This is a genomic window from Caldimonas tepidiphila (genome assembly GCF_003569765.1).
GTDB classification, from domain to species: Bacteria; Pseudomonadota; Gammaproteobacteria; order Burkholderiales; family Burkholderiaceae_C; genus Caldimonas; species Caldimonas tepidiphila.
In genome coordinates, this window is record NZ_QXMG01000041.1 from 13,273 (window position 1) to 25,447 (window position 12,175).

General features: G+C 72.9%; 9 protein-coding genes. 3 read left to right on the forward strand and 6 right to left on the reverse strand.

The window, feature by feature from the left end; translation table 11 throughout:
* Positions 1–99: 99 nt before the first annotated feature.
* Both D3A59_RS18970 and tilS read left to right on the forward strand, forming a co-directional pair.
* On the forward strand, positions 100–1,071 hold the full coding sequence (locus D3A59_RS18970; RefSeq protein ID WP_119156897.1) for an acetyl-CoA carboxylase carboxyltransferase subunit alpha: 972 nt from the start codon (positions 100–102) through the stop codon (positions 1,069–1,071).
* Positions 1,071–2,441, forward strand: a complete 1,371-nt coding sequence (gene tilS / locus D3A59_RS18975; protein ID WP_119156898.1) for a tRNA lysidine(34) synthetase TilS — start codon at positions 1,071–1,073, stop codon at positions 2,439–2,441. Before D3A59_RS18970 ends, tilS begins: the two co-directional genes overlap by 1 nt.
* A 24-nt stretch (positions 2,442–2,465) precedes the next feature.
* Here tilS and D3A59_RS18980 read toward each other — a convergent pair whose 3' ends face one another.
* Genes D3A59_RS18980 through nirB form a run of 5 tightly spaced genes read right to left on the reverse strand, consistent with a single transcriptional unit; the run spans position 2,466 to position 9,874 of the window.
* Positions 2,466–3,263, reverse strand: coding sequence for a pseudouridine synthase (locus D3A59_RS18980; protein WP_119156899.1), 798 nt, complete (start codon positions 3,261–3,263; stop codon positions 2,466–2,468).
* 36 nt (positions 3,264–3,299) lie between these two features.
* Positions 3,300–6,107: a nitrate reductase gene (locus D3A59_RS18985; RefSeq protein WP_119156900.1), complete on the reverse strand. Its 2,808-nt coding sequence runs from the start codon at positions 6,105–6,107 to the stop codon at positions 3,300–3,302.
* A 35-nt stretch (positions 6,108–6,142) separates the two neighbouring features.
* Positions 6,143–6,514 (reverse strand): nitrite reductase small subunit NirD, encoded by a 372-nt coding sequence (nirD, locus tag D3A59_RS18990; RefSeq protein ID WP_119156901.1) that lies wholly within the window; start codon positions 6,512–6,514, stop codon positions 6,143–6,145.
* 42 nt (positions 6,515–6,556) lie between these two features.
* Positions 6,557–7,378 carry a type IV pili methyl-accepting chemotaxis transducer N-terminal domain-containing protein gene (locus D3A59_RS18995; RefSeq protein ID WP_240636126.1) on the reverse strand — a complete coding sequence of 274 codons (822 nt, stop codon included), beginning with the start codon at positions 7,376–7,378 and terminating at the stop codon, positions 6,557–6,559.
* A 51-nt stretch (positions 7,379–7,429) separates the two neighbouring features.
* Positions 7,430–9,874, reverse strand: a complete 2,445-nt coding sequence (gene nirB / locus D3A59_RS19000) for a nitrite reductase large subunit NirB (protein ID WP_119156902.1) — start codon at positions 9,872–9,874, stop codon at positions 7,430–7,432.
* A 149-nt stretch (positions 9,875–10,023) separates the two neighbouring features.
* Between nirB and D3A59_RS19005 the strand changes: the two genes are divergently transcribed.
* Entirely contained in the window at positions 10,024–11,754 is a 1,731-nt protein-coding gene (locus D3A59_RS19005) for a bifunctional protein-serine/threonine kinase/phosphatase (protein ID WP_119156903.1), read from the forward strand.
* A 29-nt stretch (positions 11,755–11,783) separates the two neighbouring features.
* On the opposite strand, the gene D3A59_RS19010 is transcribed toward D3A59_RS19005, so the two are convergent.
* Entirely contained in the window at positions 11,784–12,071 is a 288-nt protein-coding gene (locus tag D3A59_RS19010; protein ID WP_119156904.1) for a hypothetical protein, read from the reverse strand.
* Between the last annotated feature and the right edge of the window lie 104 nt (positions 12,072–12,175).

A 12,175-nucleotide genomic window follows, 5' to 3' on the forward strand; every position in this document is an offset into this window, starting at 1 on the left:
CGCCCGGTCCCTGCGCGACCGGCTTTCTGTCGTCCGAACCTCGCCTTGCCACCGGCGACGCGGGTCGGGCGGATTTTCGTCTGACGACGGGATCAGTGGATGAGCAAGAAACACTTCCTCGAGTTCGAGCAGCCGATTGCCGAGCTCGAATCCAAGATCGACGAGCTGCGCTACGTGCAGAGCGAGTCCGCGGTCGACATCTCCGAGGAGATCGACCGCCTCAGCAAGAAGAGCCAGCAGCTCACGAAGGACATCTACTCGCGCCTCACGCCCTGGCAGGTGACGCAGATCGCGCGCCATGCGCAGCGTCCCTACACGCTGGACTACGTGGCCGAGATCTTCACCGAGTTCGAGGAGTTGCACGGCGACCGCGCCTTCGCGGACGACAAGTCCATCGTCGGCGGCATCGCGCGCTTCAACGGCCAGCCCTGCATGGTGATCGGCCACCAGAAGGGCCGTGACACCAAGGAACGCGCCGCGCGCAACTTCGGCATGTCGCGCCCCGAGGGCTACCGCAAGGCGCTGCGCCTGATGAAGCTGGCCGAGAAGTTCGGCCTGCCGGTGTTCACCTTCGTCGACACGCCGGGCGCCTATCCCGGCATCGGCGCCGAGGAGCGCGGCCAGTCCGAGGCGATCGGCCGCAACATCTTCGAGATGGCGCAGCTGGAGGTGCCGATCATCGCCACCATCATCGGCGAGGGCGGCTCGGGCGGGGCGCTGGCGATCAGCGTCGGGGACCAGGTGCTGATGCTGCAGTACTCCGTCTACTCGGTGATCTCCCCCGAGGGCTGCGCGTCGATCCTGTGGAAGACCGCCGAGCGCGCGTCGGACGCCGCCGAGGCGCTCGGCATCACCGCGCACCGCCTCAAGGCGCTGGGCCTCGTGGACAAGATCGTCAACGAGCCGGTCGGCGGTGCGCACCGCGACCCGAAGCAGATGGCGGCCTACCTGAAGCGCGCGCTCAATGACGCGCTGCGCCAGGTCAGCGACCTCAAGCCGAAGGAGCTGCTGCAGGCGCGCTACGAGCGGCTGCAGGGCTACGGCCGCTTCACCGACACCAAAGAACGCTGATGAGCCGGGACGCCGCCGCCGCGCCGGGCGTGGTGGCGGTGGCCTGGAGCGGAGGGCGGGACTCCACCGCCTTGCTGCATGCGACCGTCCACGCGGCGCATTCGCTCGGATACCCCGAGGTCCTCGCGCTGCACGTCCACCACGGCCTGCAGCCGGACGCCGACGACTGGCTCGCACACTGCGAGCGGCTCGCGGCGCGCTGGCGGCACGAGGGCCTGCCGCTGCGCTTCGAGCACCGCCGCCTCGCGCTACGGCTGCGTGCGGGCGACAGCGTCGAGGCCGAGGCGCGGCGCGCGCGCTATGCCGCGTTGCGCGAGATGGCGCTGGGGCACGGCGCCGCCGAGGTCTGGCTGGCGCATCACCGCCGCGACCAGGCCGAGACCTTCCTGCTGCAGGCGCTGCGCGGCGCCGGCGCCGCCGGCCTCGCCGCGATGCCGCGCGCGATCGGGCGCGACGGCATCCTCTGGGTGCGGCCCTGGCTCGAGCGGCCGCGCGAGGCGATCGAGGCCTACGTCGCGCAGCACGCGCTCCCCTACGTGGACGACGGCAGCAATGCCGACACGCGGCTTGCGCGCAACCGGCTGCGGCACGCGGTCTGGCCGGCGCTCGCCACGGCCTTCCCGAGTGCCGAGGCGACGCTCGCCGACAGCGCGCGCCGCGCCCAGGAGGTGCGCGCCTGCCTGGCCGACCTGGCCGGCATCGACCTGCAGGGACTGCGCACGCCTCAGGGCCTCGACGTGGCCGGGCTGCTGGCGCTGCCGGCGCATCGTGCCCGCAACGCGCTGCGTGCCTGGTTTCGTTCCGCCGCCGGCCGGGCGCTGCCGGCGACGCTCTGCGAGCGGCTGATGATGGAGCTGCCGGGCGGCCGCGCCGCGCGCTGGCCGATGGCCGACGGCGCGCTCGAGTGCTACCGGGGGGGCTTGTCCTGGCGGGCGGCGCCACGACCGGGAAGCGGAAGTACGGGGCCTGCCGCCCCGGAGGCGTTCACGGACGACGGCACGCCGGACGAGTCTGCAAGGCCGCTGCTGCGCCTGGACCGGCCCGGCGACCACCGCGCGCGCGGCTGGCCGGGCGTGCTGCGGGTCGAGCCGGTCGCGGAGAAGGGGATCGAGCCCGCGCGGCTCGCGGCGGTGCGCCTCGCGCCACGGCAGGGCGGCGAGCAGTTCCAGTTCGCACCCGCGCGACCGGCCCGTTCGCTGAAGAAGCAGTACCAGGCGCTCGGCGTGCCGGCCTGGCTGCGCGGCGGCCCCCTGCTGTGGCAGGGCGGGCAACTCCTCTACGTGCCGGGGCTCGGCATCGATGCGCGCGCCTGGGCGCCGCCGGGCGTGCCGCAGCTCTCGGTGACCTGGCTGCCGGACGACGCGGGCTGATTCCGCCTCCCCGCTCGCTGCGGCTCAGCGCGGCGCCGGTGGCAGCCAGTCGGGCTGCTCGAGCAGCCGCTGCCAATCCATGTTGAAGGGGGCCGCCAGCGGCGATTCCAGGCGCAGCGGCGTGCCGTCGCGCGGGTGCGGCAGCTCCAGCGCCTCGGCATGCAGCCACAGGCGCTGCAGGCCCAGGCGAGCGGCCCACCAGCGGTTGTGCACGCCCTTGCCGTAGCTCGCGTCGCCGACGATCGGGTGGGCGATGTGCTTCAGGTGGCGGCGCAGCTGGTGCTGCCGCCCGGTCTGAGGTTGCAGCGCCATCAGCGCATAGCGCAGGCTGGCGTGTCCCGGCGCGGCGAGGCCCGCGGGCAGCGTCCCGGGCAACCCGGCGAGCGGGCACTCCATGCGGCGCAGCCGCCGGTAGTGCGTCAGCGCGGGCTGGGCCTCGGCGTTTACGCCGCGGTCGGTGCGCGGCAGCTCCTCCTCGATGCGCCGCAGCGGGTGGTCGATGCGGCCCTCGTCGGCCGGCCAGCCGCGCACGAAGGCGACGTAGCGCTTGCGCACCTCGCCGGCCTCGAAGCGCTCCGCCGCGGCGCGCGCCGCCTCGCTGCTGAGCGCCATCAGCAGCACGCCGGAGGTGCCGCGGTCGAGCCGGTGCACCGGAAAGACGTGGCGCCCGAGCAGGTCGCGCACGAGCTGCAGCGCGAAGCGCTCGTCGCGGTTCGCGATCGGGCTGCGGTGCACGAGCAGCCCGGGCGGCTTGTGGACGGCGACGTAGTCGGCGTCCTGCCACAGCGGCAGCGGATCGGGGCAGGGAAGGCTGTTGTCCATCGTAGGCGGGCACTGTAGCGCGCCCGCCCCGCCGTGTCAGGCCGCGGCCATCTGCCCCCGCACCAGCTTCTTCAGCTCCGGGATGCAGGAGCCGCAGTTGGTGCCGCACTTGAGCCGGCCCTGCAGCTGCGCGAGCTGCTCGTCGGCCGAGCCCGCGCAGCCGATCAAGGTCTCGGCGATCTGCGGCTCGGTGACGTTGAAGCAGGTGCAGACCTGCCGCCCGCGCGCCGCGACCGCGACGGGCGGCCTGCCGCCGGGCGCGAGCAGCGCGCGCCCGTAGGCGTCGGCCGGCAGCTCGTCCTGCAGCAGCGCCCGGATCCAGCCCTCGGCGCTGGTGTCGCCCGCCAGCACGAAGGCCTCCAGCCGCGACGCCGCGCCATCGCGCACGAGGCGCATCGCGCGGCGCTGGCCGCGGCGGCGGTCCTCGTAGCGCAGCACCTCGCGCCCGGCGAGCCCGAGCAGGCCCTCGATGCGCGCGATCAACTCCTCGCTCGCCGGCTCGTAGTCGGCGGCGCGCAACAGCAGGCCGCTCATGCCGCGCGGGCTCGGCTCGCGGCCGAAGGGCACGCAGCTCGCGAAGGCGAAGGACGGCATCAGCGCCCGCAGGGCCTCGCGCGCCGCCGGCGCGGCGTCCTCGGGCAGCCAGGCCATGCCGAGCAGCGTCCACGGCATCTCGGCCTTCAGCACCTTCACCGCGCTGTGCTTGAGCTCCGGCTGGCGCGAGCCGGGGCAGAAGGCGGGCGAGGTCAGCGCATTGACGCCGGCGAGCGGCTCGCCCTGGCTGCCGCGTCCCGAGAGCACCTCCTCGCCCCAGTGCATCGCGATGAAGGCCTGCGCCGGCTGGACCTGCTCGCTGCCCTCGACCGGCAGCACGATCGAGCCCCGGCGCGAGGTGACATGCACCAGCTCGCCGGGCTTCAGCCCGCGCCGCGCGAGGTCCTGCGGGTTGAGCTGGATCGCGGGCTCCGGGACGTGGCCGAACAGCCGCCCGAGCAGGCCGGTGCGGCTCATGCCGTGCCACTGGTCGCGCAGCCGGCCGGTCGTCAGGCTGAAGGGGTAGCGCGCGTCGCGCGGCTCGGCCACCGGCCGGTAGGGCGCGGCGACGAAGCGGGCGCGGCCGTCGGGCGTCGGGAAGACGCCGTCCTCATAGAGGCGGGCGCGGCCCCAGCGGCCCTGCGCGTCGGGCGCGGCGCCTTCCGGGCAGGGCCACTGCTGCGGGCCGTCGCGCTCGATCAGCGCGTAGCTCAGGCCGGTGATGTCGAGGTCGCGCCCGCGCGTGGTCTCGCGGTGCTCGTTCCAGACCGACTCGGGCGTCTCGTAGGGGAACAGCGTGGCCTGCCCGTTCAGGCGCTGCGGCAGGCGGCGCTCCAGGCGGCGCGCGAAGTCGACCACCATCGACCAGTCGTGCCGCGCCTCGCCGGGCGCCGCCACTGCCGGGCGCACGCGGCTGATGCGGCGCTCGGAGTTCGTGACGGTGCCGTCCTTCTCGCCCCAGGTGGTGGCGGGCAGCAGCAGGTCGGCCCAAGCGCAGGTGGCGGTGCTGTTGAACGCCTCCTGGACGACGACGAACTCGCAGCGCTCCAGCGCGCGGCGCACCGTGGCCTGGTCGGGCATCGACTGCGCCGGGTTGGTGCAGGCGATCCACAGCGCCTTCACCTCGCCGTCGGCCGCGGCCTGGAACAGCTCGACCGCGCTGCGGCCCGGCACGGACGGCACGTCCGCCACGCGCCACAGGCGCGCCACCTCGGCGCGGTGTTCGGGATTGCCGAGGTCGCGGTGCCCCGACAGCAGGTTGGCGAGTCCGCCCACCTCCCGGCCTCCCATCGCGTTGGGCTGGCCTGTCAAGGAAAAGGGGCCGGCGCCGGGGCGGCCGATCTGGCCGGTGGCGAGATGCAGGTTGACGAGCGCGGCGTTCTTCGCGGTGCCGCTGCTGCTCTGGTTCAGGCCCTGGCAGTAGAGCGACAGCGTGGCCTTCGACTGCGCGAACCAGTGCGCGGCCTTCACGATGTCGGCCTCCTCCAGCCCGCAGATGCGCGCGGTCTCCTTCGGCGTGAACTCGCGCACCAGCTCGCGCAGCGCCTCGAAGCCGCTGGTGTGCGCGTCGATCCAGGCGCGGTCGACCAGGCCCTCCCACAGCATCACGTGCAGCATGCCGTGGAAGAGCGCGACGTCGGTGCCGGGCAGCAGCGGCAGGAAGAGGTCGGCCACGTCGGCGGTCTCGGTGCGCCGCGGGTCGGCCACCACCAGCCTCATGCCGGGACGGGCCTTGCGCGCCTCCTCGATGCGGCGGAACAGGATCGGGTGGGCCCAGGCGGTGTTGGAGCCGACGATGAAGATCAGCTCGCTGTGGTCGACGTCCTCGTAGCAGGCCGGTGGCGCATCGGCGCCGAGCGTCTGCTTGTAGCCGGCCACCGCGCTGCTCATGCACAGGCGCGAGTTGGTGTCGATGTTGTTGGTGCCGATCAGGCCCTTGGCGAGCTTGTTGAAGACGTAGTAGTCCTCGGTCAGCAGCTGGCCCGAGATGTAGAAGCCGACCGCGTCGGGGCCGTGCGCGCGCACGATGCCCGCGAAGCGCTCCGCGGCCTCGTCGAGCGCGGCGTCCCAGCCGACGCGCTGCGGCGCCTCGCCGCGCGCGGCGCGCCGCATCGGGTGCAGCAGCCGCGCGTGGCGGGTCAGCGGCGCGGCGGCGGTCAGGTGCAGCGTGCTGCCCTTGGTGCACAGTCTGCCGAAGTTCGCCGGGTGGTCCGGGTCGCCGCGCACGCCGGTGATCTGGGCGCCGTCGGACTCGATGACGACGCCGCAGCCGACGCCGCAGTAGGGGCAGGTGCTCTTGGTTTCACGCACAGCGCAACTCCTTGCTGGCTTGGGGAGGGGGATTGTCAGTCGCAATGTCCGCATTCGGCATGGGACGGCTCGTCGAGCGCGAGGCGGTCGAGCTCGTCGACGTCGAGCGCGACGCAGCCGTCCTCGACGCGCACCGAGAAGCGCGGCGTGCGGCCCTCGTCGGGCGCGCGGGCGCAGCCGTCCTCCAGGCCGATCGTCCAGTTGTGCAGCGGGCAGGCGACGCTCTCGCCGAACACGATGCCCTGGCTCAGCGGGCCGCCGCGGTGCGGGCAGCGGTCGAGCAGCGCGTAGACCTTGTCCCCGCCGGTGCGGAACAGGGCGATGGCGGGGCCGCGCGCGCGCCGCACCTGGCGGGCGCCCTTGAGGGGGATGTCCTCGACGCGGCAGACGGTTTTCCATTGACTCATGGGAGGCTCTCGAAGGATGTGGGGTAGGTGTGGAGCGGGGCCTCAGGCGGCGAGCCGCGCGTACTGGCCGGTGACGCGGTCCATCAGGTCGAGGATGTTCTCGCTGGTGCTGAAGACCTGGGCGGCGCGCGTGGCGCCGGCGCTGCCCTCCGCGCCGCGCTCGAGCGCGTTCTCGAAGAACACCCATTGCTGCCGCGCGAGCTCGAGGTCGCCGCGGATCGACGCGGTGGCCTGCGGCGCGGCGTCGAGCTCGCGCAGCGCGCGCACGAACTCCGCGCGCGCGGCGTCGAACTCGGCCCGCGCATTGGGCAGCGTCACGTTCCAGGACTGCACCAGGAAGAACTTCGCGGTGCGCTGCGACAGCATGCGCTGGCGGCCGGCGATGTTGACGAGCCGGCCCACCGGCTGGCCCGAGTGCTTCTCGAGCTGCGCGGTGCCCTGCTGCGCGAGCTGCAGCACGCGCGTGTCGAGCGCGATCAGCTCCGGCGTTGCGGTGCGCGCGGGCGCGGTGCCGACGAGCGCGGTCTTGTACTGCCCCCACACCGGCTCGAGCGCGTCGTAGGTGCCGCGGATCTCGGGCGTCGGCGCGAAGAGCTTCAGCTCGACGAGCTGGCGGTCGAACAGCGCCATCGAGTCGTGCAGCACGCGCTCGGCGCGCGGCACGTCGATGCCCTGGCCGATCGCGAGCCAGGCCTTGGCCATGCGCTGCGACAGCATGCGCTGGCGGCCGGCCTTGTTGATCGCCTCGTTGAGGCTGTGGATCTGGGCGCGCGCGGCCGGGACGGCCGCGGCGAGGAGGCAGGCGCCGGCGGCCTGCATCAGGCGGCGGCGGGAGGCGGGCACGGGGGCGAAGCGATGACTCATTCTCGTTCTCGGTGGCAAGGGAGTGCGGGCAAGGGGGCGGCGCGCGCGGCCTCAGATCTCGATCGGCGCGAACTGGCGTGCGTCGACCGCCGCCTTCTCCTGCTCGAACCAGGGGTCGGGCTCGCCGTCGAGCGCGAACTGCAGCCGCTCCCATAGCGCGCGCCGGTTCCCGGCGTCGTCGAGCACCTTCTTCCTCACATGGTCGAGGCCGACGCGCTTGACCCAGTGGCAGGTGCGCTCCAGGTACCAGCCCTCCTCGCGGTAGAGCTGCAGGAAGGCGCCGCTGTACTCCATCACCTCCTCGGGCGTCCTGACCTTCACGAGGAACTCGGCGACCTCGGTCTTGATGCCGCCGTTGCCGGCGACGTAGATCTCCCAGCCGGAGTCGACGCCGATGATGCCCACGTCCTTGATGCCGGACTCGGCGCAGTTGCGCGGGCAGCCCGACACCGCGATCTTGACCTTGTGCGGCGCGTACATCTTCCACAGCGCGCGCTCGATGTCCTTGCCCATCTGCGTGCTGTCCTGCGTGCCGAAGCGGCACCACTCGCTGCCGACGCAGGTCTTCACGGTGCGCAGCGCCTTCGCGTAGGCGTGGCCGCAGGGCATGCCGATGTCCTTCCAGACACCGGCGAGGTCCTCCTTCCTGACGCCGAGCAGGTCGATGCGCTGCCCGCCCGTGACCTTGACGGTTGGGATCCGGTACTTGTCCACCGCGCCGGCGATGCGGCGCAGCTCGTCGGCGGTGGTCTCGCCGCCGAACATGCGCGGGATCACCGAGAAGGTGCCGTCCTTCTGGATGTTGGCGTGGGCGCGCTCGTTGATGAAGCGGCTCTGCGGGTCGTCCTTCGCCTCCTTGGGCCAGGTCGAGATCAGGTAGTAGTTGACCGCGGGGCGGCAGGAGCTGCAGCCGTCCGGGCTGCGCCAGTCGAGCGCCCGGTACACGCCGTCGATGGTCAGCAACTTCTGCTCGCGAATCGCGTCGCGCACCTCCTGGTGGCTGTGCTCGGTGCAGCCGCACATCGCCTTGTTCTTCGGCGAGGCGGAGTAGTCGCCGCCGGCGGTGAACATCAGCAGCTGCTCGACGAGGCCGGTGCAGGAGCCGCAGGAGGCGCTCGCCTTGGTGTGCTTCCTCACGTCCTCGAGCGTGAACAGGCCCTTCTCCTTGATCGCCTTGCAGACCGCGCCCTTGGTGACGCCGTTGCAGCCGCAGACCTCGTCGCTGTCCGCCATCGCGGCGGCCTTGCTCTGGCCCTGGTGGCCCGTGTCGCCGAGGTTCGATTCGCCGAACATCAGCTTGTCGCGCAGCTCGGCGACGTTCTTGCCCTCGCGCACCAGCTTGAAGTACCAGCTGCCGTCGACCGTGTCGCCGTAGAGGCAGGCGCCGACGAGCCGGTCGTCCTTGAGCACGAGCTTCTTGTAGACGCCGCCCCAGGGGTCGGACAGCACGATCTCCTCGGTGCCCTCGCCGCCCATGAAGTCGCCGGCGGAGAACAGGTCGATGCCGGTGACCTTCAGCTTGGTCGAGACCTGGCTGCCGGTGTAGCGGCCGATGCCGAACTCGGCCAGGTGCGTCGCGCAGACCTTGCCCTGCTCGAAGAGCGGGGCGACCAGCCCGTAGGCGATGCCGCGGTGCGCCGCGCACTCGCCCACCGCGTAGATGCGCGGATCGGTGACGGTCTGCAGCGTGTCGGTCACGACGATGCCGCGGTTGCACAGCAGCCCGGCCTTCTCGGCGAGCTCCACGTTCGGGCGGATTCCGGCCGCCATCACGACGAGGTCGGCGGGGACCTCGCTGCCGTCCTTGAACTGCACCGCCTTCACCCGGCCGGCCTTGCCGCCGTCGCGGTCCCCGACCAGCGCCGCGGTCTGCGCCGGCAGCAGGAACTTCAGGCCGCGCTCCTCGAGCGACTTCCTCAGCAGGCCGCCGGCCACCGAGTCGAGCTGGCGCTCCATCAGCCAGTCGCCGATGTGCACCACCGTCACCTGCATGCCGCGCAGCATCAGGCCGTTGGCGGCCTCCAGGCCGAGCAGGCCGCCGCCGATCACGACCGCGTGCCTGTACGTCTTCGCCGCCTCGATCATCGCGTTCGTGTCGGCGATGTCGCGGTAGCCGATCACGCCGTCGAGCTCGCGGCCGGGCACCGGCAGCATGAAAGGGTTGGAGCCGGTGGCCAGCAGCAGCCGGTCGTAGGCGGCCTCGGTGCCGTCCTCGGCGCGCACGACGCGACGGCGCCGGTCGATCTCGACCACCTTCTTGCCCAGGTGCAGCGTGATGCCGTGCTCCTCGTACCACGACAGCGGGTTGAGGACGATCTCCTCGAGCGTCTGCTCGCCGGCGAGCACCGGCGATAGCAGGATGCGGTTGTAGTTCGGGTGCGGCTCGGCGCCGAACACCGTGATCTCGTAGAGGTCCGGGGCGATCTTCAGCAGTTCCTCGAGCGTGCGCACGCCCGCCATGCCGTTGCCCACCATCACCAGCTTCATCTTCTTCATACTGCGCACTCCTGAAACGGGGCGTCGCCAACGCAAGCGACATGCCCGGGTTGTTCCACGCCGCCGCAGCAGGCCTGCTGCGCGGCACGACGGGTAGAAAAGAACGTGTCGAGAACCATGAATCGCGCCGCCGGGCGCGCCGTCGGGCGGTGAGCTACGACGTGGACAGCGGCGCCTGCAGCCGCAGCGGGCAGCGCGAGGCGAACGAGGATTTCGCCGCGGTGGTGCATCCGGCGCCCCAGGATGAGGCGCGCGGGCTGATCGCCGCGGTGGCCGACGGCGTGTCGAGCGGCGGCGCGGGCGCGGAGGCCGCGCGCAGCACCGTGCGCAGCGTGCTCCAGGACTTCCACGCCACGCCCGCCACCTGGGACACCACGGTCGCGCTCGACCGGCTCATCGGCGCGCAGAACGCCTGGCTCGCCGACCACAACCGGCGCCGCCAGGGCAGCGCGGGCGGCGGGGTCACCGCGATGTGCACGCTCACCGCGCTGGTGCTGCGCGGCCAGGGCTGGGCGATCGCCCACGTGGGCGACACGCGCTGCTGGCTGCTGCGCGGCGGCGAGTGCCTCCAGCTCACGCAGGACCACTGCCTCGACCATCCCGACCTGCGCAGCCAGCTCACGCGCGCGATCGGGCTCGACGCGCACGTCCACGTCGACTACGTCGAGGGCGAGCTGCGCCCGGGCGACACCTTCGTGCTCACGAGCGACGGCGTGCACGGCGTGCTCAGGCGCGAGCGCATCGCGGCGCTGGCGGGCGAGGGCGGCGCGCAGCAGGCGGCCGAGGCGCTGGTCGACGCGGCGCTGGCCGCCGGCAGCCGCGACAACGTCACCGCGATGGTGCTGCGCGTGCGCGGCCTCGCGCCCGGCCGGCTCGACGACCTGCTGCGCCGCAGCCGGCTGCTGCCGGCGCCACCACGGCTGAAGCCCGGCGAGAGCCTCGACGGCTACACCGTCCTCGCGCAGCTCGCCGACACCGGCGTGCACCGGCTCTACCGGGCCCGCGACGAGCGCAGCGGCGCCGAGGTGGTGCTCAAGGCGCTGCACGAGGCGCGCGCGAGCGACCCCGAGGAGCGCGCGATGCTCGCGCACGAGGCCTGGCTCGGCCAGCGCCTGACCGCGCGCGACGCGCGGGGCCTGGTGCGCGTGCACGAGCCGCGCGACCCGAGCGCCTTCTACGTCGTGTTCGACTGGCATGCCGGCCGCACGCTCGAGGAGCTGCTCGCGCAGGGCCGGCGCTTCGAGGTCGCCGAGGTAGTCGACGGCGCGATCGCGGTCGCCCGCGCGCTTGGCCGGCTGCACCGCATGGGCGTCGTGCATCGCGACGTCAAGCCCGACAACCTGCACCTCGGCGAGGACGGCCAGTGGCGGCTGCTCGACCTCGGCGTCGCGCTGTCCGGCCGCGAGCCGGCGGTGCAGCGCGAGCTGCACGCCGGCACGCCGAGCTACATGAACCCCGAGCAGTGGGACGGCGGACCGCAGGGCGAGGGCGAGGGTGCCGACGCGATGAGCGACCTCTACGCCCTCGGCGTCACGCTCTACCGCTGGCTGACGGGCCGGCTGCCCTACGGCGAGATCGAGCCCTGGCAGACCGCGCGCTTCCGCCGCGATCCGCGCGCACCGTCGCGGCTGCGCCCGGACGTGCCGATCTGGCTCGACCACGTGGTGCTGAAGGCCGTGGCGCGCGAGCGGTCGCGCCGCTTCGAGACCGCCGAGGAGCTCGTGCTGGCGCTGCAGCGCGGCGCCTCGCGGGCGCTGCCCGCACCGGGCGCCACGCCGCTGGTCGCGCGCGACCCGGCCGCGCTGTGGAAGATCGGCCTGGCGGTCTCGCTGCTCTTCAACGCGCTGCTCGTGATCTGGCTGCTGTTCCTGCCGCGCTGAGACGGGTGCCGGGTGCGCGGCAGGGCGGCTCAGCGCAAGCGGCCGACGTAGCGACCGCCGCTCGGCTCGGACGGCGCACCCGCTGGCTTCGCCGCGGCCGGCGGTGCGGCTGGCTGCGGCTCGGGAATCATCCGGAGCGAGTTCATCAGCTCGAGCCCCGCCATCAGCAGCTCCTCGTCCGTCGTGTCCATCACGGCGGTGAGGGTCTGGAGCGCGAACTCCCGGTCTGTCGCAAACCGCACCACATCGAAATTCTTCCCCTGGCGTGCCGCGAGCGTGCGCAGCCGGGCGATCTTCTGCAAGCTGGCCTGATCCATGTCGTCCCCTGTCGGCTATGTCGGTTTTGTCAGTGATCCGTTCGGCGGGCCCGAACCGGCGCGGCGACGCATATCGCGTGCCACGGCCGGTGCGGCGGGGTGCG